The 26,191-nt window shown below is 66.0% G+C and carries 22 protein-coding genes and 1 pseudogene; 17 read left to right on the forward strand and 6 right to left on the reverse strand.

Translation table 11 applies throughout. The features are described 5' to 3' along the window. Positions 1 to 358: MFS transporter (locus APM_RS15275; protein ID WP_007424279.1), on the forward strand; the 358-nt coding region annotated here is incomplete at its 5' end. Positions 359 to 373: 15 nt separating this feature from the next. On the opposite strand, the gene APM_RS15280 is transcribed toward APM_RS15275, so the two are convergent. From APM_RS15280 to APM_RS15300, 5 genes are all read right to left on the reverse strand, one after another. Next, entirely contained in the window at positions 374 to 3,253 is a 2,880-nt protein-coding gene (locus APM_RS15280) for an autotransporter domain-containing protein (RefSeq protein ID WP_158005003.1), read from the reverse strand. 1,256 nt (positions 3,254 to 4,509) lie between these two features. Continuing rightward, positions 4,510 to 5,166 carry a DUF1345 domain-containing protein gene (locus APM_RS15285; RefSeq protein WP_007424282.1) on the reverse strand — a complete coding sequence of 219 codons (657 nt, stop codon included), beginning with the start codon at positions 5,164 to 5,166 and terminating at the stop codon, positions 4,510 to 4,512. 65 nt (positions 5,167 to 5,231) lie between these two features. Beyond that, positions 5,232 to 6,875, reverse strand: a complete 1,644-nt coding sequence (locus APM_RS15290) for an FGGY-family carbohydrate kinase (protein ID WP_007424283.1) — start codon at positions 6,873 to 6,875, stop codon at positions 5,232 to 5,234. A gap of 27 nt (positions 6,876 to 6,902) precedes the next feature. Then, a complete protein-coding gene (locus APM_RS15295) occupies positions 6,903 to 7,844 on the reverse strand; it encodes a sugar kinase (RefSeq protein ID WP_007424284.1) in 942 nt (313 codons plus the stop codon). Next, entirely contained in the window at positions 7,841 to 8,740 is a 900-nt protein-coding gene (locus tag APM_RS15300; protein WP_007424285.1) for a DeoR family transcriptional regulator, read from the reverse strand. Before APM_RS15300 ends, APM_RS15295 begins: the two co-directional genes overlap by 4 nt. A gap of 381 nt (positions 8,741 to 9,121) precedes the next feature. Here APM_RS15300 and APM_RS15305 point away from each other — a divergent pair, with 381 nt between their 5' ends. The 10 genes from APM_RS15305 (at position 9,122) to APM_RS15350 (ending at position 20,415) form a co-directional block, all read left to right on the forward strand. Continuing rightward, the gene (locus tag APM_RS15305; RefSeq protein WP_007424286.1) at positions 9,122 to 10,432 is read left to right on the forward strand and encodes a sugar ABC transporter substrate-binding protein; all 1,311 of its coding nucleotides are present in this window, start codon (positions 9,122 to 9,124) and stop codon (positions 10,430 to 10,432) included. 72 nt (positions 10,433 to 10,504) lie between these two features. Next, positions 10,505 to 11,416, forward strand: coding sequence for a carbohydrate ABC transporter permease (locus tag APM_RS15310; RefSeq protein ID WP_011941540.1), 912 nt, complete (start codon positions 10,505 to 10,507; stop codon positions 11,414 to 11,416). Between the two features lies 1 nt (position 11,417). Beyond that, positions 11,418 to 12,248 (forward strand): carbohydrate ABC transporter permease, encoded by an 831-nt coding sequence (locus APM_RS15315; RefSeq protein ID WP_007424288.1) that lies wholly within the window; start codon positions 11,418 to 11,420, stop codon positions 12,246 to 12,248. A 9-nt stretch (positions 12,249 to 12,257) separates the two neighbouring features. Next, positions 12,258 to 13,355 carry an ABC transporter ATP-binding protein gene (locus APM_RS15320; protein WP_007424289.1) on the forward strand — a complete coding sequence of 366 codons (1,098 nt, stop codon included), beginning with the start codon at positions 12,258 to 12,260 and terminating at the stop codon, positions 13,353 to 13,355. 36 nt (positions 13,356 to 13,391) lie between these two features. Then, positions 13,392 to 14,165: an SDR family NAD(P)-dependent oxidoreductase gene (locus tag APM_RS15325; RefSeq protein WP_007424290.1), complete on the forward strand. Its 774-nt coding sequence runs from the start codon at positions 13,392 to 13,394 to the stop codon at positions 14,163 to 14,165. 7 nt (positions 14,166 to 14,172) lie between these two features. Next, on the forward strand, positions 14,173 to 14,946 hold the full coding sequence (locus APM_RS15330; protein ID WP_007424291.1) for an L-iditol 2-dehydrogenase: 774 nt from the start codon (positions 14,173 to 14,175) through the stop codon (positions 14,944 to 14,946). An 80-nt stretch (positions 14,947 to 15,026) separates the two neighbouring features. Continuing rightward, on the forward strand, positions 15,027 to 16,526 hold the full coding sequence (gene zwf / locus APM_RS15335; protein ID WP_007424292.1) for a glucose-6-phosphate dehydrogenase: 1,500 nt from the start codon (positions 15,027 to 15,029) through the stop codon (positions 16,524 to 16,526). 42 nt (positions 16,527 to 16,568) lie between these two features. Next, entirely contained in the window at positions 16,569 to 18,383 is a 1,815-nt protein-coding gene (gene edd, locus APM_RS15340; protein ID WP_007424293.1) for a phosphogluconate dehydratase, read from the forward strand. Continuing rightward, a complete protein-coding gene (gene eda / locus APM_RS15345) occupies positions 18,380 to 19,015 on the forward strand; it encodes a bifunctional 4-hydroxy-2-oxoglutarate aldolase/2-dehydro-3-deoxy-phosphogluconate aldolase (RefSeq protein ID WP_007424294.1) in 636 nt (211 codons plus the stop codon). Before edd ends, eda begins: the two co-directional genes overlap by 4 nt. Positions 19,016 to 19,071: 56 nt before the next feature. Next, complete coding sequence (locus APM_RS15350; RefSeq protein ID WP_007424295.1) at positions 19,072 to 20,415, forward strand: sugar porter family MFS transporter; 1,344 nt, start codon at positions 19,072 to 19,074, stop codon at positions 20,413 to 20,415. Positions 20,416 to 20,422: 7 nt separating this feature from the next. On the opposite strand, the gene APM_RS15355 is transcribed toward APM_RS15350, so the two are convergent. Continuing rightward, entirely contained in the window at positions 20,423 to 21,697 is a 1,275-nt protein-coding gene (locus APM_RS15355; RefSeq protein WP_007424296.1) for a sodium:proton antiporter, read from the reverse strand. A 112-nt stretch (positions 21,698 to 21,809) separates the two neighbouring features. Between APM_RS15355 and APM_RS15360 the strand changes: the two genes are divergently transcribed. The 6 genes and pseudogenes from APM_RS15360 to APM_RS15385 all read left to right on the forward strand — a co-directional run. Beyond that, positions 21,810 to 22,451, forward strand: coding sequence for a carbon monoxide dehydrogenase subunit G (locus APM_RS15360; RefSeq protein WP_007424297.1), 642 nt, complete (start codon positions 21,810 to 21,812; stop codon positions 22,449 to 22,451). Continuing rightward, complete coding sequence (locus tag APM_RS15365) at positions 22,448 to 23,350, forward strand: MoxR family ATPase (protein ID WP_007424298.1); 903 nt, start codon at positions 22,448 to 22,450, stop codon at positions 23,348 to 23,350. The genes APM_RS15360 and APM_RS15365 overlap by 4 nt, the downstream gene beginning before the upstream one ends. Then, complete coding sequence (locus tag APM_RS15370; RefSeq protein WP_007424299.1) at positions 23,347 to 24,558, forward strand: VWA domain-containing protein; 1,212 nt, start codon at positions 23,347 to 23,349, stop codon at positions 24,556 to 24,558. The genes APM_RS15365 and APM_RS15370 overlap by 4 nt, the downstream gene beginning before the upstream one ends. Beyond that, on the forward strand, positions 24,555 to 24,887 hold the full coding sequence (locus APM_RS15375; RefSeq protein WP_011941546.1) for an XdhC family protein: 333 nt from the start codon (positions 24,555 to 24,557) through the stop codon (positions 24,885 to 24,887). The genes APM_RS15370 and APM_RS15375 overlap by 4 nt, the downstream gene beginning before the upstream one ends. Continuing rightward, positions 24,884 to 25,570 carry an XdhC family protein gene (locus APM_RS15380; protein ID WP_007424301.1) on the forward strand — a complete coding sequence of 229 codons (687 nt, stop codon included), beginning with the start codon at positions 24,884 to 24,886 and terminating at the stop codon, positions 25,568 to 25,570. Before APM_RS15375 ends, APM_RS15380 begins: the two co-directional genes overlap by 4 nt. Then, a pseudogene (locus APM_RS15385) lies at positions 25,567 to 26,191 on the forward strand (4-diphosphocytidyl-2C-methyl-D-erythritol kinase); the annotation flags it as partial. The gene APM_RS15380 and the pseudogene APM_RS15385, both read left to right, overlap by 4 nt.

Genomic DNA, 26,191 nt, shown 5'->3' on the forward strand with positions numbered 1-26,191 from the left:
AGTCTTCCTGTTCGTCGGTGGCCTCGTCATGACACCGGCGGTCTATCTATGGTCACATTCCCTCGCCACGCTGCTCTTCGCCTCATGGCTGAACGGCTTCTGGACCCTCGGCGCGTTTTCCTGGTACGCGATCTATCTGCCGGAACTCTTCGCAACCAATGTGCGCGGTACTGCTTCGGCATTTGTCTTCAATGCCTCGCGGTTTATCGCGTTTCTCGGTCCGCTGATGGCTGGGGAATTGATTGGCGTGCTGGGCGGGCTGGCACATGTCGCGCTGGCCTTTTCCGTGATCTATGTCATCGGCCTCATTGTCGCGCCGTTCATGCCGGAAACGAAAGGGCAGCCACTGCCGCAATGACTGGGTATGCGGGGATCAAAAGCGGGCCTTGAGCCCGACATTGACGGCCTCGGCATTCATGCCGGACGGCGCGTAATTTACGCTGACACCGGCATTCCAGCTCCATGCCCGGTCAAGCCTGCCGCTCAGCTGAAAGCCGGCCCGAAGGACATTCACCGGCAGGTTCTGTCCCGACAGGTTGAATGTGGCAGCCGGCGTCGCTTCGAAGGCACCCTGACTATTGCTGCTTCCGCCCAGCCGATGCTGCCATGCCAGACGCCCGCTGGCCAGTATCGCGTGGCCGAAGAGATCGAGCACCGTCCGGCCGCGCAGGCCGGTCGTCACATACCCGTCTGTCTGGTCGACTGCCGGCATCGCGAGGCCGAACCCGAGGCCGCCGGTTTCACTGACCGCGTGTTCATAGAGGTGCATGGCGCCGAGTCGAACATAGGGCGTCCAGGCCCCGATGCGATAGCCCGCTTCCGCCGCGAGGCCGCCGATCGTTCCCGTCGGTTCGCTGCTGACGGGGGCCGTCTGGTAGCCGAGCAGGACCGAGCGATCGACCCGCCCGTTCATCCACCCATAACTGACCTGACCCGTCAGGTAGGGGCCGGCGGCACCGCCAAGGCGGGCATAGGCGGTTGCGGTATCAAGGTCGCTGCGGAACCGCCCGCCGAAGCCGTTGAGGCTTGCATTGGCCTGGTCATGGGCAAAGGCGACCCCGGCCGTGAAATCCGGCGCGATAGGCGTGTCAAGGCCCACCACAACCCCGTTGTCGTTGTAATGGGCGGCATCTGTCCCGGTCTCACGGAAGCTGCCGAAGGTTCCAAGATAGCGCACCCAGACGGAGGTCGTCGGGCCGGCTTGGTGTTCGGCCGCATGACCGGCGATCGCACGGCTGATCGACATGTCCTCGTCGATCGTGATCGTGCGAAGCGTTGGATAGATTTCACCGGACAGGCTGGTGAGGCTTGCCTGTGCCTGCTGGGCGGTTCTGGCGGAGAGAACGGCGGCGACAGCGTTGAGGAAGGTCGGGTTAGCCGCCGCCTCACCAGCTGACCAGGTGTTGATCTGCTGCAGGGCTCCCTGAACGCCGGAAGCCGCCGCCACCGCAACCGGGGTTGCGCCCGGCATGGCCGCAGCGACCTGGGCGACGTTCGAACGCGTTACCGTCGCCGTCAGATCCTGAGCGCCATATTGCAGGTTGCTCACGGTATAATAAACGCCAGCGCCATAGGTCTGGTTGGAGAAGGCGCCCTGAATCGAGCCGGCCCTGATGAATGTCTCGATCGATTGCGGCAGGTAGGTCTGCGGCGGCGCCAGAACCTTGAAGGTTCCGTTGAGTTGCGCCTTGCCGCTGACGGTCAGCGGATTGCCGATCGCGATCGCCGTCGAACTCCCGGAGCCTGTTGCGTAGTTTCCGTTGATGGTAAGGCCGCTGCCACCGGCGGCGGCCTGGCTGACCAACGTGCCGCCGGCGTTTGTCACGCTTCCATTGACGGTGCCGGAGCCGCCGAAGCTGCCTCCGTTGATCGTGACGGCCGATCCGAGCGAACCCGTGAGGGCGAGGTTTCCGCCGTTGATGGTGGTGCCGCCGGCATATCCGTCATTGCCGGTGAGGGTGAGCGTCCCGGTGGTGCCGTCAACGACGAGGCCGCCGGAGCCGCCGATATTGTTCGAGAACGTGCCCTGATCGCTGCCAATGTTGGCGGTGAAGGTGCCGAAGGCGAACTGAGCGGGTCCGTTGATCGCAGCGGCGGCGTTCACAAGGCCCCAGCCATAGGTGGTGTTGGGGGCGGGCGCCGAGCCGAGAGGCGTCGCTGTGGTCAGGAGTGTATCGGAGACATTGGCCGGCGTGAACCACGGAAATTTCTGCCAGATCAGCGCGGCCACACCGGTGATGATCGGCGCGGAAAAAGACGTGCCAACTGCAAAGCCGGTATTGAATGAGGTCCCGGCGACGATCGGCACCTGGTCGTAACCCGGCGCGGCAATGCACCATTGGGCGGTGATGCCGCAGGCGTTGGATGTCGGGTCGAGGCCGCTCACCTGACCCAGGCTATTGATGTCGACATTCACCGCCGAGATCCATTGGGGCTGCAACGAATTCGTGTAAGCCGGCGCCTCTGCCTCGACGCTGATGTCGTTTGGCGACTGCGGGTTGTTGCCCGCTGCCCACACATAAAGATTGCCGGTACCGAATGGCGCGAATAGTGCCCCGATCTGCTGCGAAGCCTGGATGGCGGCCGAGGCCGTCGAGAAACTGCTGGCATTTTCTGCGAGGGACTGGTTGAACAGATGAACACCGTTGGCCATCAGGTCCTGATACGTCTTGCCGTAGAGCGTGCAGGCGCCGGTGGCATCGCAGGTCTGGGCGACGTAAAGCGTCGCATCTGGCGCAACGCCGCCAGCAAAGAAGTTCACTGGCCCTTGCGTATTGTCGTATGTGCCTTGGGTCGCTCCTCCGAGGAGCGCCGTCACGATCGACCCGTGACCATAAGGGTCGTTCGCTGACGCGATGTTATTCTGATTTAGCGTGTTATTGCCCTGAGCGAGGTATGAGTTGAACCAGGCAACCCGTCCCTGGAGGGCCTGCACGCCGGTATTGGCGCCGGTATCGAGGATTCCGATAGATACGCCAGCCCCGGTGGCTCCCTCCTGTATCGCGGTAACCACAGTGGTCGGCACATACTGATTATACGCGGGGTAGGTCCAGGTCTGGGCCGTCCCAAGATTGATCAGCGTCTGCAAGGTCGACAGGAGAGGCGTCGAGGTCGGGGATGTTGGTGTGGAAACCGATGACGGCGCGGGCAGGCTCGACGAGGCGGTGCCACCGCCACCACCCCCGCCGCCCGAACAGGCAGACAGGCTCAACGCCGTGGCGGCAAGGAGGGAGAACCGCCTTGAGATCTTCATATCCGTTCCCCGTCATGATGATCTCGGCCCGGTGCTGGAAGACGCGCGGTATCGATAGCGCCGGCGCGCTTTGTGGAGCATGCTGAGGGGCGGGCAGGATGAGCTAGAGGAAGGTCGATGCGTGTCATGGTGTGACACACGCTACGAAGTTAATCTAAATTATTTATTAAAAAATAAATTTTCGATATCGTTGAGATATAATTCTAACTATCGAATAAATCAAAATATAAATTAAATTAAAATAAATGAAAATTATGATCCTAAATTTATTAGCATTAAAAAATTAAACGATACCGAAATGATCAAAACATCTTCCGATCCAATCGGATCAAGAGTCGTCGAGGACTGTACGCGCCCGGCGACGAACCACATCGGAACGCGAGCCAACGGCTTTCCTATTCTACGCATAGCAGAGGTGGCAGTCACATTCCGTGGAGATCGCAGGTATTTCGAAACGATGATATTCTGGCTGCCGATGCCGTGCTTAATTTGCCCATATTCCGGGAATTATCACCTACCTATCTCGAGATTCATTTGCTCGACCATTCCGACTTTTATTCGCGCGGATGGGCGGAGGTGGCTGGGTCGAATTGAGGTCTCTACCGGCTGGTTCAGCCTCATCCCTTTGGTTGATCGAGAGAACGGGTGAATGCCTGTGGAGCAGATTGCAGTGGGCGACGTGCGCGCGATTGAACGGTTGAGGTTCGCGGGGCTGCTGACCTGCCATGTGGGGATTCGGATTGAGGTTGCCGCATCGACGGTACGCCTGACGCTACGGCGGCTGGAGGCGGCTGGAATGGGCGCGGATCCGCCGGGAGTTACAGCGCAAGCACCTCTCGCCGTGCATCCAGGGGGATCGGTATAGCTGCTTCTGTGAGCTCTGCCGGAACTGGGAAGCGAAGTTGCCGGTGACAATGCGCCAGACGCATGCTTCGGATAAGAAGCTGTTTGTCGATTATGCCGGCGATACGGTGCTGGTGGTGGTTGGACGACTTACCTGCGAGACGCGTGCGGCCCAGATCTCGTCGCGGTTCTCGGCGCATCGCGCTTCATCTATGCCGAGGCGACCTCAACTAGATGCTTGATCCCGGTTTTGATGCTGACAGGCCTGCTCTCAGGCGCCACGGGTGGCTCCGGCCGACGAGCCCGCCTTTCTGCCGTCACCGGCTTCCTATCGGGGCAACCAGCAGGCTGTAAAGGGAACGGGCGGAGCGGCGGGCCATGATCATTACCGCCGCTCCGCGCCGGGGCATCGCTCAGAACAGCCCGGCCGCGATGTTGATGGCTAGAGCCAGCACCACTGTATTGAACAGGTAGCCGATCACGCCCTGCAATGTCGCCAGCCGCCGCATCTTGCGGCTGAGGATGTTCACGTCAGATACTTGGAACGTCATTCCCAGCACGAACGAGAAATAAACGAAGTCGAGATAGTCCGGTGCCTCACCGCCTGGAAAGGCGAGCCCGCCTTCCGGCCCGCTATCGGTCGCCGCGTAATATTCGTGCGCGTAGCGATAGGTGAAGGTGATCTGGGTCATCAGCCACGATGCCACCAGCGTTGCAGCTGCCAGCGCGACATAGGGCGTGTGCGCCGTGGTCCCCTTGCCACGCGCGGCGAAGATGACGATCGCAGTGAAGCTCATCAGCGCACCGGCCAGGCTAAGGCCAAAGATCGTCCATTCCCCTTCCTCCTGCCGCGCCGCGTCGGCGCCGATCCGCGTGTGGTCGGCGCGGCTGAAATGCAGCATGGCGAGCGCGACATAGACCGCGACGGCAATGTCCCAGCCGATCACGACCCGCAGCGTCGGCGCAAGATCGCCCGACAGCAGCAGGAAGACGAGGGCTCCGCAGAGGAGGCCAGTGAACAGGCGGGGGTGGCCGCGCGCAATGCGCACGGCAAGCGGGCGAGGCGTCATCCGTTCTTCATACAGGAACTTCGCCGCGAGGGCAGGCGTGGCGCTTCGCTTTTCCGTGAACGGTGTCAGCTCCGCATGAGCGCCCGATACGCCATCTGGTCGTCATGCATCCGCCGGAACACGGCATATTTGCGGGCATGAAAGCCGGCGTTCGCTGCCTCTGGCGCAATCATCGCCCCGGCCCGGCTCATCGCCGCCATTCCTGCCGGCAGGTCAGGATACACGCCGCCCGCCACCGCGCCGAGAATGGCGCTGCCGAGCAGCACCGCCTCCGGCTCCGCCGGCAGCACGATCCGGCAACCCGTCGCATCCGCGTGCTCGCGGAGAAAAAGCGGGTTTTTCGTCCCGCCGCCGGTCGCCATGATCGTGTCGATCGCGTAGCCATTGGCGTTCATCGTCTCGATGATGTGCCGCGTGCCGTAGGCCAAAGCCTGGAGCGTTGCGAGATAGAGCCGCGCGCAATCCGCTTCGTCCGCCGAGAGCGGCAGGCCCGAGATCATGCCCCGCAGGGTGGCATCCGCGCGCGGCGAGCGGTTGCCGTGGAAATCGGGAAACACGTGCAGGCCCTCGGTCAACGCCGCAGTCGATCCAGCCTCCGCCGCCATCCGCCCGACCAGCGCGTTCAGCCGCTCGTAGATGCTCACCCCCTCCGCTTTCGCCGCGGCGGCAAGTGCCGGATAGGCGGCATGGGTCGTCACCATATGGTCGATCAGCGAGCCGGTCGCGGACTGCCCGCCCTCGTTCAGCCACATCCCCGGAATCATCGCCGCGTGATACGGCCCCCACACGCCTGGCACGAAGCGCGGCTCCGGCGCCACCGCCATGTGGCAGGACGACGTCCCGCCGATCAGCGCGACCCGCCGCCCGAGCGCGGCCGCATCCGGCGCCACCCCGTCGAGTGCGGCGCCGATCACCCCGATCCCGCCCGCATGCGCGTCGATCGCCGAGGTGCCGACCGGAATCCCCGGCGTCAGCCCGAACGCCGCCGCCGCCTCGGCCGAAAGCCCGCCGCCCACCGGTGTCGCGATCGGCAGGATCGTGGTGCCGATCCGCGTGAACCCCTCATCGGCAAGCTCGCCAAGCCCGATCGCCCGGAAATACGCCTCGTCCCAGCGTTCCTCGTGGCCGAGATAGGTCCATTTGCACACGGTCGAGCAGAGCGAGCGGCTGGCCGCACCCGTCGCCCTGTAGGTGAGGAAATCCGGCAGGTCGAAGACATGCCGCGCCGCCGCCCAGCTTTGCGGCGCGTGCCGCTTCAGCCACAGCAGCTTCGGCGTCTCCATCTCCAGCGAGATCCGCCCGCCGACATAGCGCAGCACCTCGTACCCGCCCGCATTGATTTCGTCCGCCTCCGCCTGCGCGCGATGATCCGCCCAGAGAATCACGTCCTGCGCCGGGTCGCCGTCCGGCTCCACCGGCAGCGGCGCGCCGGCTTCATCCAGCACCACGAGCGAGCAGGTTGCGTCGAACCCGATGCCGCGCACCACCAGCCCACTGCCGGCCTCCGCCATTGCGCAGCGCACCGCATCGCTCACCGCTGCCCAGATATCGGTGCTCGACTGCTGGATGAAATCCGGCCGCGGTCGCCAGGCGCGGATCGCCTGCACGGCACTGCCGCGCATCGTTCCGTCCAGGCCGAACACGCCAGCGCGAGCGCTGCCGGTGCCGACATCGACGCCAATGACGATATGGTTTGCCGGGTGGCTCATGGCGGTCCTCCTCGTTCCGGTTGCCGCTCAGCCCGCGGCGGCGATGAAGGCGTCGAGCGTTGCGAAGTCGGCAATCCCTTCCATCCCGCCCTTGCGGCTGACGGCGAGCGCGCCCGCCGCGCGGGCATAGTCGAGCGCCCGCCTTGTCCCCATCCCCTGCAACAGGCAGGTGACGAAGGCAGCGCCGAAACAGTCGCCCGCCCCGGTCGGGTCGATCTCCTCCACCGGAAACGCCGGCAGGTCGAATTGTTCATCGCGCGAGCGGAAACTCACACCCTTGCGGCTGCGTTTGATCACTACCATCCGTACGCCGAGATCGAGCAGTTCCTCGACCGCCGCGCGTTCCGACTTCGCCTCGGTCGGCAGCAGGATCTCAGGGCCTGACGGCATGAAGATGTCGGTATAGCCGAGCATGAATTCGAGGCCCGCGCGCATTTCCGGAATCATCAGCATTTCCTTGCGGATGTTCGGATCGAAGGAAATCACCGCACCGTTCGCCTTAGCCAGCTCGATCGCCTTTTTCATTTCGTCAATAATATGAAACGAGAAGAGCGACGACCCCATGATGTGGAAATGCGCGCATTGAGCGAGCATCGCCCGTGCGGCGGCGTCGATCGTGATCCGCCCTGCGGCGCTGCGCTTGAGGTTAAACAGGAAGTCGCGGTCGCCATCCTCGCGGTAGCGCACGAAGGCGCTTGCCGTCACCTGGTCCGGCTCGATCCGCACGGCGCTCACATCCGCCCCCTCGCGCCGCAGCCGGTCGACGCAGAGCCAGCCGAAATCGTCGTCGCCGATGCAGGAGATGATGCCCGCGCCAGCACCAAGCCGTGCGGCCTGGGCGATGAAGGTCGCCGGCGCGCCGCCGGGGAAGGGGCCAAGCAGCCGGCCGGGCTCGTGGAAGCCCTGGCCCTTTTCCTCGGCGAGAATGTCGACGAGGATTTCACCCATGGTCACGATCATGCCGGTCATGACGCCTCGCCGAACGCCCTGGCGCCGCTCCGGCTATGCGCGGGATGGCTGGAGAAATGCGCCTCGGTTCCGCCATCGGTCTCGACAGGCCTGAAGCCGGCGCCGAGGAGGATGTCGCGCAGACGGTTGCTGGGCATGCCGGGCAGGATCAGGTCGGAAATCCCGGTAAGGCCGAGCTGCGCCGTCCGCCGTTCGAGCGAGAGCGCAGGGTTGCCGATCAACACGATGCTGCGCGTACTGCGCCGTATCGCCGCCTCGGCCAGCCGTTCGGCGGGCTTGGCGGCCACCAGCAGCGCCGAATCGGCGGACAGGGCGTCCGCCTCGAGGATCGACCAGCCCAGCGCAAAATGGTCAAGCATCCTGAGGGCGCCTGCGCCTTCGATCATACCGCTCTCCGCGGTAATCTCGCCGCCGAGCAGGTAGATCCTCGCATCGAGGCAGGTGCGGGCGAGGGGGATCGCCTCGGTGCTGGTCAGCACCACGGAAACTCCCGGAATTTCCGCAAGCCAAGGAATTGCCTGGGTGGCGAGCGGGCCAGGGCCGATCAGCACGGTCTGGTCGGGTCCGATCAGCGCCTGCGCCCGCCGCAGCATCGGCACGAGCAGCGCCTTGGTCAGTGGCGCGCCGGCGGGCCGGTCGCGCGGCGCGCCCGATTTCGCCGCTATCGCTTTGCCGAAACTGCGGACGATCAGCCCCTGCTCCTCAAGATAAGTGAGATCGCCACGGATGGTGACTTCGGAAACCTTTAGCGCCGTGCTGAGCTCATCAACGCGCATTTGCCCGTACTGGCGAATCCAGTCGGCGATCTTCAGCCGCCGCTGCAGCACGGCACTTTTCGCGCCGAGCGTCACGTCGATGTTCCCAGGCTGCCCATCTGCTATCGATGCCAGCAACATGCTCGGAAGTCCATAGGTTTCGAAACGAAAGCGGCCGAATCATGTCATGATGACTGCCCTTAACCAATTCTATAGCATTTTCATTATGAATTAGTGTTTTTGGATATTGCGATGCGGTGAATTTTTTCCGTTGACTTATCAAACGAAAGTTCGCTACCTACGAATCACAAGCTGCGCCGAAGCCTGGACGCAGCGCGCGGGGGGATATCCATCCATCCGGTCGCGGCCCGCATCGGGGCCGCAAGCCGGCATCCCTGTCATCCGCACCGGCTCCTTGCGGGCCCACCTTGCGCAGCCCGTCTGCGCACGCTTCGGCGCGCGGTTTGGCGGCGCCCTTGCATGATTCAATGAACCGGATTGTTCGAGAGGGAGAAACGTCTCGTGAAACGACAGATCAGGATTGCGGTGGGCGGACTCGCCCTCGGTTGCCTCGGCATTGCCGCCGCCCATGCGACGACGCTGACGATCGCGACGGTGAACAACCCCGACATGCTGCAGATGCAGAAGCTGTCGCCGCAGTTTACCAAGGAAACCGGCATCAAGCTGAACTGGGTGGTTCTGCCTGAAAACACCCTGCGCCAGCGCGTCACCACGGACATCGCAACGAATTCCGGCAATTTCGACATCGTCACCGTCGGCTCCTACGAAGTGCCGATCTGGGGCAAGGCCGGCTGGCTCGCGCCGATCAAGAACCTGCCGGCGAGCTACGACGTGAAGGACCTGTTTCCCTCGGTACGCAACGGGCTGTCCTACAAGGGCACACTCTACGCTCTCCCGTTCTACGCCGAAAGCTCGGCGACCTATTACCGCAAAGATCTCTTCAAGGCTGCCGGCCTGACCATGCCGGCGCATCCGACCTATACCGAAATCGAGAAGTTTGCCGCCAAGATCAACGATCCTTCGAAGGGCATTTACGGCATCTGTTTGCGCGGCCTGCCTGGATGGGGCGAGAACATGGCCTATTTCACCACGCTGGTGAACACGTTCGGCGGCCGCTGGTTCAACATGAAGTGGCAGCCCCGGATCGACAGCCCGGCCTGGAAGAAAGCTGCCAACTTCTACGTGAATCTCGAGAAGAAGTACGGCCCGCCCAACGTTACCTCGAACGGCTTCACCGAGAATCTCGCGCTGTTCAGCCAGGGCAAGTGCGGGATGTGGATCGACAGCACGGTCGCCGCCGGCACGCTTTGGGATCCAAAGACCTCGAAGGTCGCGAACGAGGTCGGCATGGTATCCGCCCCGGTGGCGGTCACGCCCCATGGCGCGCACTGGCTCTGGGCCTGGGCGCTCGCGATGCCGAAGACCACGCGCCACAAGGCGGACGACATGAAGTTCCTCGAATGGGCGACGTCGAAGGCCTATCTCAAGCTCGTCGGCAAGACCTTCGGCTGGGTCCAGGTCCCGCCCGGCACCCGCATCTCGACCTATGACAACCCCGACTACACCAAGGCCGCCCCCTTCGCCTCGAAAGTGAAGGAAGCGATCCTGAGCGCCGATCCGAATAATCCGACGCTCAAGAAAGTCCCCTATACCGGCGTGCAGTTCGTCGCGATCCCGCAGTTTGAGGGCATCGGTACCGAAGTTGGCCAGCAGATCGCGGCAGCTCTCGCCGGTCAGAAATCGGTCGACGCGGCGCTCGCCCAGGCCCAGAAGGCAACGGCGCGGACGATGAAGGAAGCCGGTTACCACTGAGTGCGGCAGCAGGGCGGCGTCGCCCCGGGTCAACCGGAGCGCCGCCGCCCCTTCGGAAAGCGGGAGTGTGCGATGATCCAGCCAACGTCAGGCACGATAACACCGGGCAGATCGGGCGCCACGCAGCGCCGGCAGGTGCGGACCCTGCCACTGCTGCTGCCCGCTGTGATCCTTCTGCTCCTCTGGTCAATCCTGCCGCTCCTGCAGACGATTCTCTATTCGTTTCAACATTATAATCTGATGGAGCCGCCCTCGGCCTACAATGGCGGCCTCAATTACACCTATCTCTTCACCGATTCCTCGACCTGGACGGCGATCTGGAACAGCGTGGTGTTGGTTGCCGGCACGCTCGTCGCTTCGATCGTGTTCGGCACGATCATCGCTCTGCTGCTGAACAACGACTTCCCCGGCCGCAACATCGCCCGGCTGATGGCGATCGCGCCCTTCTTCGTGATGTCGCCGGTTGCCGCCCTGATCTGGAAGAACCTGCTGCTCGATCCGGTCAGCGGCCTCGCCGGCTGGCTGATGACGCTGGTCGGCTTCAAACCCATTGCCTGGTTCAGCGTCTATCCGATGGTCTCGATCGTGATCATCTATTCATGGCGCTGGATTCCCTTCGCTACCCTCATCCTGCTCACCGCCCTGCAATCGCTCGATACCGACCAGCTCGAAGCCGCGCGGATGGATGGTGCGAAGGGCCTCGCCCGCCTGCGCTACATCGTGCTGCCGCATCTCGGCCGGCCGATCTCGATCGTGGTGATGCTGGAATCGATCTTCATGCTCTCGGCCTTCGCCGTCATCTACACCACAACCAATGGCGGTCCAGGCCACGCGACGACGACGCTGACCTACATGATTTTCATCCGCGCGCTCAACGATTTCTCGATCGGCAGCGCCTCAGCCGCCGGCGTCTTCGCGATCGTCCTCGCTAATATCCTCGCCTTTTTCCTCATCCGCGCGGTCTCGCGCACCCTGCAGGCGTGAGGTGCTGCTGATGAAACCATCCCTCTCCAGCCGCGTTGTCCTCGCCATCCTCGCCTGGGCGGCCGCGTTCATCATGTTCTTCCCGATCCTCTGGATGCTCGTCACCGCCTTCAAGACCGAAGGCCAAGCCATCGCGATTCCCCCGCTGCTCATCTTCACGCCCACGCTCAAGAGCTTCTTCGATGCAACGCAGAATGCCGGCTACCTGCTCTTCGCGCTGAACAGCGTGATCGTCAGCGTCGGCTCCACCGTGCTTGCCATCGCCATCGCCTTTCCCGCTGCCTACGCGCTCGCCTTCTTCCCTGGCAAGCGCACGGAATTTACCCTGATGTGGATGCTCTCGACCAAGATGCTCCCGGCGGTTGGCGTGCTCATGCCCATCTATCTCTTCCTCAAGAACGTCCACCTGCTCGACACGCGGCTCGGCCTCGTCGGCATCGACACGCTGATGAATCTGCCCATCGTGATCTGGATGCTCTACTCGTTCTTCAAGGATATTCCTCACGAAATTCTCGAAGCCGCGCGCGTCGATGGCGTTGGCCCGCGCCAGCAGATGATCCATCTGCTGCTCCCGCTCGCGGGTCCCGGCGTGGCCTCCACGGCGCTGCTCTCGGTCATCCTCGCCTGGAACGAGGCGTTCTGGAGCATCAACGTCACCGCCTCCCATGCCGGAACGCTCGCCGCCTATATCGCGCGGTTCTCGGCGCCGGAGGGATTGTTCTGGGCGAAACTCTCGGCGGCCTCGGTTCTCGCGGTCGCCCCCATTCTGGTCTTCGGCAGCCTGACCCAGCGCCGCCTCGTGCGCGGGCTCACATTCGGCGCGGTGAAATAGGAGCGGATCATGGCGAAACTTCTGCTTGAAAAGGTCGAGAAGCGATATGAAGGCTTCCACGCCATCAAGGGCGTGGACCTGTCGATCGACGATCGCGAATTCGTCGTCTTCGTCGGCCCCTCGGGCTGCGGCAAGACGACGCTGTTGCGCATGATCGCGGGGCTTGAGGAAATCACCGGCGGCGATTTCAGCATCGATGGCGTCCGCGCCAACGACATCCCGCCTGACAAGCGCGGCCTCGCCATGGTGTTCCAGACCTATGCGCTCTATCCGCACATGACGGTCGCGGAAAACATGGGCTTCGCGCTCAAGATGGCAAAGGTGCCCAAGGCCGAGATCGAGAAGAAGGTCGCCCACGCCGCCGAGATGCTGCAACTCGACAAGGTGCTGGCCCGCCGCCCCAAGGCGCTTTCCGGCGGCCAGCGCCAGCGCGTCGCCATCGGCCGCGCGATCGTTCGTAATCCGAAAGGATTTCTGTTCGACGAGCCACTGTCGAATCTCGATGCGGCGCTGCGCGTGCAGATGCGCACCGAGCTGGTGAAGCTGAACAAGCAGCTCGAAACCACGATGATCTACGTCACCCACGACCAGGTCGAGGCGATGACGATGGCCGACCGCATCGTGGTGCTGAACGGCGGCATCGTCGAGCAGGTTGGCTCCCCGCTCGAACTCTACCACAACCCTGCCAATCTCTTCGTCGCCGGCTTCATCGGCTCGCCCAAGATGAATTTGCTGGAAGGCGAGATCGCCGCGCGCGACGATGCCGGTGCGGATGTGAAACTCGATGATGGCGGCACCATCCGTGTCGAGGCGGCGAACATCGCCGCCGCCCCCGGCCTGCGCGTCACCCTCGGCACCAGGCCCGAGCACACCGCGCTCGCCGCCGATGGCGAGATCGGCGGCACCGCCGATTTCGTCGAGCATCTCGGCAACGAAACCCTGGTCTACGTCAAGCGCCCCGGCGAGAAGCAGATGATCGTCAAGGCGGACGATCTCGCGGGCGTGCGCATGGGCGACCCCGTGCGCATGAAGCCGCAATCCGTCCGCGCCGTCCTCTTCGGACCGGACGGCAAGGCGCTGCTGCGGCGCGAATTCCACCTGCACTGAGCACGTTGCCAGTGCCGGACAACACAAGGAGCGGACATGTATCTCGAGAAATATGACCTCAAGGGGCGCAACGCGGTCGTCACTGGCGGCGGCCGCGCGATCGGCCTCGCCTGTTCGACCGCTCTGGCAGAAGCCGGCGCGCATGTCGTCATCGCCGACCGCGATGCGAATGTCTGCGAGGAAGGCAAGGCCGAACTCGCCAGGCTTGGCTACTCGGCCGATGCCATCGTGCTCGACGTCACCGACCCCGACGCGGTGAACGCGGCGGCGGACAGCCTGAATGCGAAATTCGGGGCGATCGACATCCTGGTGAACAATGCCGGCATCGCCCGCTCGGGCGTCGCCGCCGAGGATGTGACCGACGAGCACTGGCTTGACGTCATCAACGTCAATCTCAACGGCGTGTTCTGGTGCGCCCGCGCCTTCGGCCGCGCGATGCTCGCCCGCCAGCGCGGCGTCATCGTCAACACCGGCTCGATGTCGGGCTTCATCTCGAACAAGCCGCAGAAGCAGTCGTTCTACAATGCCTCGAAGGCGGCGGTGCATCACCTCACCCGCTCGCTCGCCGGCGAGTGGGCCGATCGCGGCGTGCGCGTCAACGCCGTCGCCCCCACCTATATCGACACGCCGCTGACCCGCTTCGGCATGGAAGATCCCGAACTCAACCGCATCTGGCTCGACATGACGCCGATGCACCGCGTCGGCCAGCCGCACGAAATCGCCTCGGTGGTGCTCTTCCTTGCTTCCGACGCGTCGAGCCTGATGACTGGCTCGATCGTCCTCGCCGATGGCGGCTACACGGTCTGGTGAGGCAGCAATGAGCGGACGCCTGCAGGGCAAGTACGCAGCCATCACCGGCGGGGCCGGTGGCATCGGCCGGGCGATGGCGGCGGGCTACATCGCCGAGGGTGCCACGGTCTGCATTGCCGACCGGTCACTGGAGGCGGCAGCCGCTGCCGCGCGCGAACTCGGGCCGCAGGCGCATGCCTGTGCGCTCGATGTGGCGGAGATGGCCTCGATCGCCGCCTTCGCCGATTTCACCGCCGCGCGCGGCGGGCTCGACATTCTGGTGAACAACGCCGCGGTGTTCGACCTCGCGCCGATTGCCGACATCACCGAGGCAAGCTACGACCGTCTCTTCGCGGTCAACGTGAAGGGCCTTCTGTTTACCCTGCAGGCGGTCGCCCGGCAGATGATCGCCAACGGCCGGCGCGGGCGGATCATCAACATGGCCTCTCAGGCCGGCCGCCGCGGCGAGGCGCTGGTCGGCGTCTATTGCGCCACCAAGGCGGCGGTGATCAGTCTCACCCAGTCTGCCGGGCTCGACCTGATCCGCCACGGCATCCGTGTCAACGCCATCTCCCCCGGCGTGGTGGACACGCCGATGTGGCAAGAGGTCGATGTGCTGTTCGCGAAATATGAAAGCCTGCCGGTTGGCGAGAAGAAGCGTCAGGTCGGCCTTGCCGTGCCCTATGGAAGGATGGGCCGGCCGGACGATCTGGTCGGTGCCGCCATCTTCCTCGCCTCCGACGAGGCGGAATACGTCGTCGCCCAGACGCTCAACGTCGATGGCGGCAACTGCATGAACTGAACGCAAGCGGACCGCCGGTGTTGAGTTGACCGGCGGCCCGGCCTATACGGGGCAGCGGCAACCAGGGATTATTTTGACCCATGAATTTTTCCCAGCCCATCATCGACCCGTTCGACTACGTGGTGTTCGGCGGCACCGGCGATCTCGCGCGCCGCAAGCTTCTGCCCGCGCTTTACCTCCGCGATCTCGATGGTCAACTGCCGGAAACGTCCCGCATCGTCGGCTCTGCCCGAACCGACATGACGGGCGAGGGGTTTCGCGAACTCGTTGAGGCCAGTCTGCGCGAATTCATCGCCGACAAGCTCGACCCCGAGGTTCTTGCCCGCTTCCTCGCCCGGCTGCACTACGTCTCCGTCGACGCCAAGGCCGCGCGCGGCTGGCCTGAACTTGCCACTTTGCTCAGCGACGAACCGCGCCAGATCCGCGTCTTCTACCTCGCCACCGCTCCCGAGCTTTACGGCCCGATCGCCGACAACATCCACGCCCACGGCCTGCAAACGCCTGAAACCCGCATCGTGCTGGAAAAGCCGATCGGCCACGACCTTGCCTCCGCCCGCGCCATCAACGATCGTGTCGGCGCGGTGTTCGAGGAGCGCAACATCTTCCGCATCGATCATTATCTCGGCAAGGAAACGGTGCAGAACCTCCTGGTCCTGCGCTTCGCCAACTCGCTGTTCGAACCGGTCTGGAACCATAACGGCATAGACCATGTGCAGATCACCGTCGCCGAGACCGTCGGCGTCGAGGATCGCGGTGGCTATTACGACCATACCGGCGCGCTGCGCGACATGATCCAGAACCACCTGATGCAGCTGCTCTGCCTCGTGGCGATGGAGCCGCCAGCAACGCTCGACCGCGAGGAAGTGCGCGACGAGAAGATCAAGGTATTGAAATCCCTCGCTCCGATTTCCCGTGACGATATCGCAACAAAATCCGTCCGTGGCCAGTACCGCGCCGGCGCGATCAAAGGCGGCCCGGTGAAATCCTATGCCGAGGAAAAGGACATCGCCCCCGGCTCCACCACCGAAACCTTCGCCGCCCTCAAGGTCGAGGTCCGCAACTGGCGCTGGGCCGGCGTGCCGTTCTATCTGCGCACCGGCAAGCGGATGCCCGAGAAGGTCTCGGAAATCGTCATCCAGTTCAAGCCGGTGCCCTACTGGATCTTCCCCACCGGCTCGGATCACGCGATGCCGAACCGCCTCGTCATCCGCGTGCAGCCGGACGAGCATATCCGCCTGCATCTGTGGACGAAGGAACCGGGCCCCGGCGGCCTGCGCCTGCGCAACGCCCCGCTCAACCTGAGCTTTGCCGAAACCTTCAAGAACAACCACATGCCGGATGCCTACGAGCGCCTGCTGATGGATGTGGTGCGCGGCAACGCCACCCTGTTCATGCGGCGCGACGAGGTCGAGGCCGCCTGGGAATGGACCGAATCCATCCTGGATGCCTGGAAATCCGCCGGCGACCGTCCCAAGCTCTACACCGCCGGCACCTGGGGCCCGTCCGAGGCGGTGGCGATGATCGTCCGCGACGGCCGCACCTGGTTCGACGAACAGGCCGGCTACGGCGCCGGCGACTGACGCGCCCCCGCACGGGCCGCGCGCACTGCGAGGAGCAAAGACATGGTTCAGGATGCGATCGCACGGGTCACCGACCGGATCAGGGCGCGCAGCGAGGCCGGGCGCGCCGCCTATCTCGCCCGCACCGGTGCGCTGATTTCGCGCGGCGTGCACCGCAGCGCGGTCGGCTGCGCCAATCTCGCCCACGCCCTGGCCGGCTGTGCCAAGGCCGAGCAGGACGACCTCAAGCGCGACGACAAGCCGAATATCGGCATCGTCACATCTTATAATGATATGCTCTCGGCGCATCAGCCCTTCGGCCGCTTCCCCGACCTCATCAAGCATGCGGTGCGCGAGGCCGGCGGCATCGCCCAGGTCGCCGGCGGCGTGCCGGCGATGTGCGACGGCGTCACCCAGGGGCGGGAAGGGATGGAGCTTTCGCTCTTCTCGCGCGACGTCATCGCCATGGCCACCGCCATCGCCCTCTCGCATGACGTGTTCGACGGCGCGCTGCTGCTCGGCGTCTGCGACAAGATTGTCCCCGGCCTCGTCATCGCCGCCCTGTCCTTCGGCCACCTGCCTTCGATCTTCGTCCCCGCCGGGCCGATGCCGTCGGGCATTTCCAACACCGAGAAGTCCCGCGTCCGCCAGCTCTACGCCGAGGGCATGGTCGGCCGCGAGGAACTGCTCGAGTCCGAAATCGGCGCCTATCACAGCCCCGGCACCTGCACCTTCTACGGCACCGCCAACTCTAACCAGATGCTGATGGAGATCATGGGCCTGCATCTGCCCGGCGCCTCCTTCGTCAACCCCAACACCGAGCTGCGCGACGCGCTGACCGGTGCGGCGGCGAAGCGCATCCTCGAAATCACCGCCCGCGGCAACGAATTCACCCCGGTCGGCCAGATGGTCGACGAGCGGACGGTGGTCAACGGCATGATCGGCCTGCTCGCCACCGGCGGCTCGACCAACCACACCATCCACCTCGTCGCCATGGCCCGCGCCGCCGGCATCGCCATCACCTGGCAGGATTTCTCCGATCTCTCCGAACACATCCCGCTGCTCACCCGCATCTATCCCAACGGCAGTGCCGACGTGAACCATTTCCAGGCCGCCGGCGGGATGCCGGTGCTGATCGGCGCCCTGCTCGATGCCGGCCTGCTGCACGGCGATGCCCGCACCGTCTGGAGCCCGGACGGGTTGCAGGCCTATCGCGACCAGCCGGTGCTGGAGGAAAAGGTCCTGCGCTGGAAACCCGCCCCGGCCGCAAGCCTCAACCGCGACATCCTCCGCGATGCGACCGAGCCCTTCAGCAAGGATGGCGGCCTGCGCATCATGCACGGCAATCTCGGCCAGGCGGTCACCAAAATCTCCGCCGTCAAGCCCGAGCACCGCGTCGTCGTCGCCCCGGCCCGCGTCTTCCGCAGCCAGGAAGCGATGCAGGAGGCGTTCAAGGCCGGCGAACTGCACCGCGATTTCGTCGCCATCGTCACCCATCAGGGCCCGAAGGCGAACGGCATGCCCGAATTGCACAAGCTGACACCGCCCCTCGGCGTGTTGCAGGATCTCGGCTTCAAGGTCGGCCTCGTCACCGACGGGCGGATGTCCGGCGCCTCCGGCAAGGTGCCCTCGGCGATCCACGTGACGCCGGAAAGCGCCTGCGGCGGCGCGCTGGCGAAGGTGAGGGATGGCGACATGATCAGGCTCGACTGCGAGGCCGGCATATTGGAGGTTCAGGTGGATCAGGCGGAATTCGCGGCGCGGCCGCTCCCGGAGGTCGATCTCTCGGCGCATCACCACGGCATCGGCCGCGACCTGTTCGGCGCCTTCCGCGCCGCCGTCGCCGGGGCCGATCTCGGCGCGAGCGTCTTCGCATGAACCGCCAGGACGGGCTCGATGCCCTGCTCGCCGTCTCGCCGGTCATCCCGGTCCTGACGATCGACAACGCGGCGGATGCCGTCCCGCTCGCCCGCGCCCTGATCGAGGGCGGCGTCGGCGTCGTCGAGGTCACGCTGCGCACGAAGGCGGCGATGGAAGCGATCGCGGCGATGGCCGAAGCGGTCCCCGAAATGGTCGTCGGCGCCGGCACCGTGCTCACCCCGTCGCAATATCGCGAGGTCGAGGAAGCCGGCGCCAAATTCGTCGTCTCGCCCGGCTCCAGTCCCGCCGTGCATGCCGCGGCGGCGAAAAGCCGCGTGCCATTCCTCCCCGGTGCCGCAACGCCGACCGAGGTGCTGCACCTGCTCGAGGCCGGTTTCCGCTACCAAAAATTCTTTCCGGCCGAGCAGGCCGGCGGTATCCCGATGCTGAAGGCAATCGGCGCGCCGATCCACGAGGTCACCTTCTGCCCGACCGGCGGAATCACTCCCACCACCGCGCCCGATTACCTGGCTCTCGCCAACGTGATCTGCGTCGGCGGTTCCTGGCTCACCCCTGCCGCCGCGCTGCGCGCCGGCGACTGGGCGGGAATCGCCAAGCTTGCCGCCCAGGCCGCCGCATTGAAACGGTAGCCTCGCTGTCTATCTCCCGATAGAGCCGCCCTCCCGGCGGCGATCGGGAGAAGGCCATGAATTTCACGGTGATCGCCATCATCGCGGGTCTCGGCGGACTTCTGTTCGGCTATGACACCGGAGTGATCTCGGGTGCGTTGCTGTTCATCCGGCACGTCTTTCACCTCGGCCCGGCAATGCAGGGCGTGGTCGTCGCCATCGCTCTCGGCGCCGCGGCGGTAGGCGCTGCCGTCGCCGGCACCCTGTCCGACAAATTCGGCCGCCGCCCCGTCCTGCTGGTCACGGCGGCGGTCTTCGTCCTCGGCGCGTTGCTTTCCGCTGCAGCCTGGAGCGTGGCAATCCTGCTCGCCGGCCGCGTCCTTGTCGGCGGCGCCATTGGCGTCGCCTCGATGCTCACGCCGCTCTACCTTTCCGAGATGTCGCCGCGCGACAAGCGCGGCGCGGTCGTGACGATCAACCAGGCCTACATCACCATCGGCATCGTGGTATCCTACGGCGTCGGCTACCTGTTCTCCCATGGCGGCGATGGCTGGCGCTGGATGCTCGCGCTCGGCGCCCTACCGGGTGTCATCCTGTTCGCCGGCATGCTGGTCTTGCCCGAGAGCCCGCGCTGGCTGGCCGGCAAGGGCCATCGTGAGGCTGCGCGCAAATCGCTCGCCTTCCTGCGCGGAGGGCACGATGTCGAGAGCGAACTGCGTGACCTCCGGCAGGATCTTGCCCGCGAAGGCCGCGCGACGGCCCCCTGGTCCGTCCTGCTGGAGCCGCGCGCCCGCATGCCGCTCATCGTCGGCATCGGCCTTGCGGTGTTCCAGCAGATCACTGGCATCAACACGGTCATTTATTTCGCGCCCACCATCTTCCAGAAGGCCGGCCTGTCCTCCGCTTCGGTCTCCATCCTCGCCACCGCCGGCGTCGGCCTCGTGAACGTGGTGATGACCTTCGTCGCCATGCGCCTGCTCGATTCCGCCGGCCGTCGCCGCCTGCTGCTGGTTGGCCTGTCGGGCATGCTGGTCACCCTGCTCGCCGTCGCCGGCGGCTTCATGGCCGGAATGCAGGGTGGCCTCGCCTGGGTCACGGTGATCTCGGTCGCCGCCTATGTCGCCTTCTTCGCCATCGGCCTCGGTCCGGTCTTCTGGCTGCTGATTGCCGAGATCTTCCCTCTCGCGGTGCGCGGCCGCGGCATGTCGCTCGCGACCATCGCCAACTGGGCGTTCAACATGCTGGTCTCGATCACTTTTCTCGACCTCGTCCACGGTCTTGGCCGCGGCCCGACCTTCCTGATCTACGCGGCGATGACGTTGATTACCCTTGTCTTCACCTGGTTCCTGGTGCCCGAGACCAAGGGGCGCAGCCTCGAACAGATCGAGGCTGCGCTGGAAGGCGAGGGCCGCCTCGCCTGAGGCGGCGTCAGCCCGCGAAGAAGATCAGCGTCGTCAGCGCGAAGAGCGGCAGCAGCACTGCGGATGCTGCCAGCATATAACCGAAGAAGCCCGGCATCCGCACGCCCCGCCGAGCGGCGATCGCGCGGATCATCAGGTTCGGCGCATTGCCGAGATAGGTCAGCCCGCCGAACAGCACCGAGCCGGCGGCGAAGCTCGTGAGCAGCGTCGCCGGCGGGGCGATCAGCTGCGCCGCGTTGCCGCCCGCCGCCTCGAAGAACATCAGATAGGTCGGCCCGCTATCGAGAAATGCCGAGGACAGGCCCGAGGCCCAGAACCACCCCGCCGCCGATTGCGGCAGCCCCGCCGCCGTCACGGTGCGCAACACCGGCGGAATCGTCGCGAAGATCGCGAAGAACAGGATGGCGATCTCGCGCATCGGCGCCCAGGCGAACTGGTTGCGCGCGCGGATTGCCCGCGGCGTGACCCGCTCGGATGCCGCGACGAAGACGATTGCTGTCAGCGTGATCGCGATCTGCCCCGCCGGCAGCGATGCCGGCCCGATCGCGATCTCCGGTCCCGGCACGATGCCGGCCACCGTGAGCACCGCGATGAAGATGCCCAGCATCGCCAGATTGGCGCCGCCACGCACCCTGATCCGCTCAGCCGGCCGCACCGGCTCACGCCGCGCCAGTCGCCAGTCGATGGCGAAGGTGAGGGCCAGCACAGGCAAGACCACCACCAGCATCGGCCCGGCAAGGTTGAACAACGGCCAGAAAAACGGCACCCCGCGCAAAAAGCCGATCAGCAGCGGCGGGTCACCGAGCGGAGTCAGCGCGCCCCCGGCATTGGCGACGACGAAAATGAACGCCAGCACCAGGTGCCGCACCTCGCGCCGCGCCGCGTTCGCCGACAGCAGCGGATGGATCAGCAGCAGCGAGGCCGCGATCGTGCCCATCGCCGAGGCGAGCAGCGTGCCCGCCGCCAGCAGCAGGAGGTTGCCGCCCGGCCGTCCCCACGGCCCGCCGGCGATCAGCACGCCGCCGCCCAAAGTGTAGAGTGCCATCAGCACCGCGATGAAGGGGAGGAAATCGACCAGTCCTGAATGCCACAGCTGCGTCAGCGCCGCCGCCGGCCCGGCGGCCTCGGCCCCAAGCACGAGGCCGAGCCCCACCCAGAACAGGCTGATCCGCACCATGTATCGGTGCCAGATTCGTGGCGCCGCGCCGGGCAGCAGCGCGAAACTTGCCAGAGTGCCGAAGAACGGTGCGAGTGCGGCAAGCTCGTTCACCTGCGGGTGCATCGACGCACCGCTTTCAAGATGCCGCAAGGCAGGGCAGGGCGGATTTGCGCGCGCGGCGGCCTCAAACTAAAGATGCGGTAACGGAACACGGTCACGAAGGAGAGCACGCCCCATGGAAATGTCGGGAGAACGGCTGATTGCTGCGCCGCGCGAGGCGGTCTGGGCCGCGCTGAACGACCCCGAAGTCCTCAAGGCATGCATACAGGGCTGCGAAACCATTGAAAAGCTCTCCGAAACCGAGATGACCGCGACGGTCGCTGCCAAGATCGGCCCGATTTCCGCGCGATTCAATGGCAAGGTGACGCTGGCGGATCTCGACCCGCCCAACGCCTACACGATTTCCGGCGAAGGGCAGGGCGGTGTCGCCGGCTTCGCCAAGGGCGGGGCGAAGGTGCAGCTCGCCGATGCCGAGGGCGGCACGAAGCTGACCTATCAGGTCTCCGCGCAGATCGGCGGCAAGATGGCCCAGCTCGGCGCCCGCCTGATCGATTCGGTGGCGAAATCCTACGCCGAATCCTTCTTCACGAAATTTTCCGAACGGCTCGCGCCCGCGCCCGAAGCCGCACCCGCACCAGCACCGACCCCCACCAAGGAGACGACCAGCATGGCCGATCACGCCCACGACCACGCCCACCCCGCCCATGGCGAGGACCGCAGCAATCCGGTCATCGCCGGTCTGCCGCTCGGAATCTGGGTCCCCATCATCATTTCCGCCGTTGTCGTGGCGCTGGTCATTTCTAAATTCCTTGGATGACCGAAACCTCCCTCCCGCGCACCGTCGCCGAAACCGCCGAACTGCTCGCCCGCGGCAACTACGTTGCCGACCGGGCGCTGGCGACCAGCGTTCATCTCGCCCTCGCCATGGGCCGCCCGCTCTTCCTTGAGGGCGAGCCCGGCACCGGCAAGACCGAGATCGCCAAGGTGCTGGCCGAGCAACTCGGCCGGCGCCTCGTGCGCCTGCAATGCTATGACGGGCTCGATCTCGCCGCCGCCGCCTATGAGTGGGACCACGCCCGCCAGCTGATGGAAATCCGCTTGGCCGAATCCGGCGGCGCCAGCCGCGCCTCCCTGCGCGAGACGCTCTATTCCGCCGAATTCCTGCTCCGCCGGCCGCTGCTCTCGGCGATCGATCCTGGCCTGCCGCCCGCCGTCCTGCTAATCGACGAGCTCGACCGCGCGGATGAGCCCTTCGAAGCCTTCCTCCTCGAATTGCTGGGCGATTTCCAGATCACCATCCCCGAGCTAGGCACGATCGCCGCCTCCACCCGGCCCGTCGTCGTCATCACCTCCAACCGCACCCGCGAGGTGCACGACGCGATCCGCCGCCGCTGCCTCTACCAGTGGGTGGACTACCCCGATGCCGCCCGCGAGCGCGCCATCCTCGCTGCCCGCGCGCCCGGCGTGCCGGCGAAGCTCTCCGCCCAGGTGGTCGAGTTCGTCCAGCGCATCCGTACCACCGACATCTTCAAGCTCCCCGGCGTTGCCGAAACGATCGACTGGGCCTCCGCCCTCGCCGCGCTGGACGAGGTCGAGCTCGCCCCCGCCGCGGTCGAGGACACGCTCGGCGCCCTGCTGAAATACCAGGACGACATCGCCAAAATCCGTGGCGAAACCGCCGCCCGCCTGACCGGGGAGGCGATCCAGGCGGCATGAGTGCCTCCGATACGGGCCGGCTCGCGCCGAACGTGATGCATTTCGCGCGCCTGCTCCGGCGCGCCGGCCTGCCTGTCGGCCCCGGCGAGGTCATCGCCGCCGCCGAGGCGCTCACCCATGTCGACATCACCGACCGGCGGGTGATGCGAGCGGCGCTGCAGGCGGTGATGCTGCGCCGGCACGAGCACGCGCTGCTGTTCGACCAGGCCTTCTCGGTCTTCTGGCGCAACCCCGACGCCGCCAAATTCGCCCAGATGCTGGCAGCGATGGATGGCCGCGCCCCGCGCGAGGAAAAGGCCGCCGCCGGCGCCCGCCGCCTTGCCGAGGCGATGCAGGCGGCCAAGTCGCGCGAGCAGGAACCCCGCCCCGACGAACGCCGCGAGGTCGACGCGCTGCTCTCCGCCTCTGGCCAGGAACGCCTCGAATCCCTCGATTTCGAGGCGATGAGCGCCGAGGAGATCGCCGCCGCCAAGGCCGAGATCGCCCGCCTCACCCTCCCGCTCGACGAACGGCGCACCCGCCGCTTCCGCCTCGCCGCCCGCGGCTGCCGGGTCGATCTCAAGCGCACCCTGCGCGATTCGATGCGCCATTCCGGCGAGGTGTTCGACATCGCCCGCCGCGTGCCGCTCACCCGCCCGCCGCCGCTCGTCGTCCTGTGCGACATTTCCGGCTCGATGGCCCGCTACGCGCAGATCCTGCTGCACTTCCTCCATGCCGTCGCCAACGAGCGCGACCGCGTGACCACCTTCCTCTTCGGCACAAGGCTGACCAACATCTCCCGCCAGCTCGCCCGGCGCGACCCGGAAGAGGCGTTCGAGCAGGTTGCCGGCGCGGTGCCGGACTGGTCGGGCGGCACCCGCATCGGCGAGGCGCTCGGCCAGTTCAACCGGCTCTGGGCCCGCCGCGTGCTGGCGCAGGGCGCCGTCGTCCTTCTCGTCACCGACGGGCTCGACCGCGAGGGCGCCGTCGGCCTCGCCGACAACATGGCAAGGCTGCACCGCTCCTCGCGCCGGCTGATCTGGCTCAACCCGCTCTTGCGCTACGATGGCTTCGCGCCGAAATCGCAAGGCGCACGGGCGATGCTGCCCTATGTGGACGAGTTCCGCCCGGTGCATAACCTGGCCAGCCTGCGCAGCCTGGTCCAAGCCCTGTCGGGCGAGGCGCCGCCGCGTCTGCAGGCCGCCGCCCTGTGGGAGACCCGCCAATGAGCGACACCGCATCCGACGCCGAGGACATTCTCGGAATCGCCGCCGCCTGGCACGAGGAAGGCGAGCAGGTGGCCATCGCCACCGTCACCAGCACCTGGGGCAGCTCGCCGCGGCGCGTCGGTAGCCGCATGGCCGTCACCGCCTCCGGCCGCATCGCCGGCTCGGTCTCCGGCGGCTGCATCGAGGGCGCGGTGGCCGAGGCCGCCCAGCGCAGCATCGAAACCGGCACGCCGCAGCGCCTCGATTACGGCGTCACCGACGAACGCGCCTGGGAAGTCGGCCTCGCCTGTGGCGGCAAGGTCTCGGTCTTCGTGGAAAAGCTCTCGTGAAGGCCGCCCATCTCGCCGCCCTGCGCGAAGCCGCCGCCGCCCGCCGCCCGGTCGCCTTCGCGACCAACCTCGCCACCGGCGCGGCCTTCATCCTGCCGGACGAGGCCGCCCCCACCGCACTTGCCGCCGAGGCCGCTTCCATGCTCGCCGCCGACCGCAGCGGCACCGTCACGATCGATGACGACGCCTGGTTCATCGAATCGCGCAACCCGTCCCCCCGGCTGCTCGTCATCGGCGCGGTGCACATCGCCCAGGCGCTGGTACCCTTCGCGCTGGCCTCCGGCTTCGCCGTCACCGTGGTCGATCCCCGCCGCGCCTTCGCCACCGCGGATCGCTTCCCCGGCGTCGCCATCGCGACCGACTGGCCGGACGAGGCGCTCGACCGCCTCGGCCTCGATTCCCGCACCGCCGTCGTCACCCTCACGCACGACCCCAAGCTCGACGATCCGGCGCTGCGCCGGGCGCTGGCCGCCGATCCGTTCTATGTCGGCGCGCTCGGCTCGCGGAAAACCCACGCCGCTAGGCTCGATCGCCTGCGCGCCGCCGGGGTCGACGATGCCGCGCTCGCCCGCATCCGCGCTCCGGTCGGCCTCGATATCGGAGCCGTCACCGCGCCCGAGATCGCCCTGTCGATCATTGCCGAAATCGTCGCCGCCCGCCGCGGTCGCCTCGCCGCGCCATGATCTTCGGCGCCGCCCCGCTCGCGGCCGATCTCGCCGGCGCCATCCTCGCCCACAGCCTCAAGACGCGCGACCGCGTCATCCACAAGGGTGCGGTGCTCGATGACGCGCTGATCGCCGCCCTGCGCGCCGCCGGCCATGCCGAGGTCACCGTCGCCCGGCTCGAACCGGGCGATGTGCCGGAGGAAGATGCCGCCCGCCGCCTCGGCGCCCATTTCGCCGGCCCCGGTCTGCGCGTCGCCGCGCCGGTGCATGGCCGCGTCAACGTCTTCGCCGAAACAAGCGGCCTGTTCCGCCTTGATGCCGCCGCCATCGCCGCCCTCAACGGGCTCGACGAGGCGATCGCCCTCGGCACCCTGCCGGATGCCACACCCGTCGCCCCTGGCGACATGCTGGCAACCCTCAAGATCGTCCCCTTCGCTGTCCCCGGCGCGGTGATGGCGCGCGCCGCCTCCCTGCTCGGCCAGGGCGCGCCGCTGCGGATCGAGGCGTTCCGGCCGTTGCGCACCGGCCTCGTCCTCTCCCGCCTGCCGCAGCTGAAGGACGCGGCGATCCGCAACACGATCGAGGCCACCCGCCAGCGCGTCGCCGCCCGCGGCGGCGCCCTGCTCGACCCGATCGAGA

This window comes from Acidiphilium sp. PM, assembly GCF_000219295.1.
GTDB lineage: Bacteria > Pseudomonadota > Alphaproteobacteria > Acetobacterales > Acetobacteraceae > Acidiphilium > Acidiphilium multivorum.

Excerpts from the sequence above, each read along its gene's own strand:
- APM_RS15280 (WP_158005003.1), bottom strand. The coding sequence starts at position 3,253 with ATGAAGATCTCAAGGCGGTTCTCCCTCCTTGCCGCCACGGCGTTGAGC.
- APM_RS15285 (WP_007424282.1), bottom strand. The coding sequence starts at position 5,166 with ATGACGCCTCGCCCGCTTGCCGTGCGCATTGCGCGCGGCCACCCCCGC.
- APM_RS15290 (WP_007424283.1), bottom strand. The coding sequence starts at position 6,875 with ATGAGCCACCCGGCAAACCATATCGTCATTGGCGTCGATGTCGGCACC.
- APM_RS15295 (WP_007424284.1), bottom strand. The coding sequence starts at position 7,844 with ATGACCGGCATGATCGTGACCATGGGTGAAATCCTCGTCGACATTCTC.
- APM_RS15300 (WP_007424285.1), bottom strand. The coding sequence starts at position 8,740 with ATGTTGCTGGCATCGATAGCAGATGGGCAGCCTGGGAACATCGACGTG.
- APM_RS15310 (WP_011941540.1), top strand. The coding sequence starts at position 10,505 with ATGATCCAGCCAACGTCAGGCACGATAACACCGGGCAGATCGGGCGCC.
- APM_RS15320 (WP_007424289.1), top strand. The coding sequence starts at position 12,258 with ATGGCGAAACTTCTGCTTGAAAAGGTCGAGAAGCGATATGAAGGCTTC.
- APM_RS15325 (WP_007424290.1), top strand. The coding sequence starts at position 13,392 with ATGTATCTCGAGAAATATGACCTCAAGGGGCGCAACGCGGTCGTCACT.
- APM_RS15330 (WP_007424291.1), top strand. The coding sequence starts at position 14,173 with ATGAGCGGACGCCTGCAGGGCAAGTACGCAGCCATCACCGGCGGGGCC.
- zwf (WP_007424292.1), top strand. The coding sequence starts at position 15,027 with ATGAATTTTTCCCAGCCCATCATCGACCCGTTCGACTACGTGGTGTTC.
- edd (WP_007424293.1), top strand. The coding sequence starts at position 16,569 with ATGGTTCAGGATGCGATCGCACGGGTCACCGACCGGATCAGGGCGCGC.
- eda (WP_007424294.1), top strand. The coding sequence starts at position 18,380 with ATGAACCGCCAGGACGGGCTCGATGCCCTGCTCGCCGTCTCGCCGGTC.
- APM_RS15350 (WP_007424295.1), top strand. The coding sequence starts at position 19,072 with ATGAATTTCACGGTGATCGCCATCATCGCGGGTCTCGGCGGACTTCTG.
- APM_RS15355 (WP_007424296.1), bottom strand. The coding sequence starts at position 21,697 with ATGCACCCGCAGGTGAACGAGCTTGCCGCACTCGCACCGTTCTTCGGC.
- APM_RS15360 (WP_007424297.1), top strand. The coding sequence starts at position 21,810 with ATGGAAATGTCGGGAGAACGGCTGATTGCTGCGCCGCGCGAGGCGGTC.
- APM_RS15365 (WP_007424298.1), top strand. The coding sequence starts at position 22,448 with ATGACCGAAACCTCCCTCCCGCGCACCGTCGCCGAAACCGCCGAACTG.
- APM_RS15370 (WP_007424299.1), top strand. The coding sequence starts at position 23,347 with ATGAGTGCCTCCGATACGGGCCGGCTCGCGCCGAACGTGATGCATTTC.
- APM_RS15375 (WP_011941546.1), top strand. The coding sequence starts at position 24,555 with ATGAGCGACACCGCATCCGACGCCGAGGACATTCTCGGAATCGCCGCC.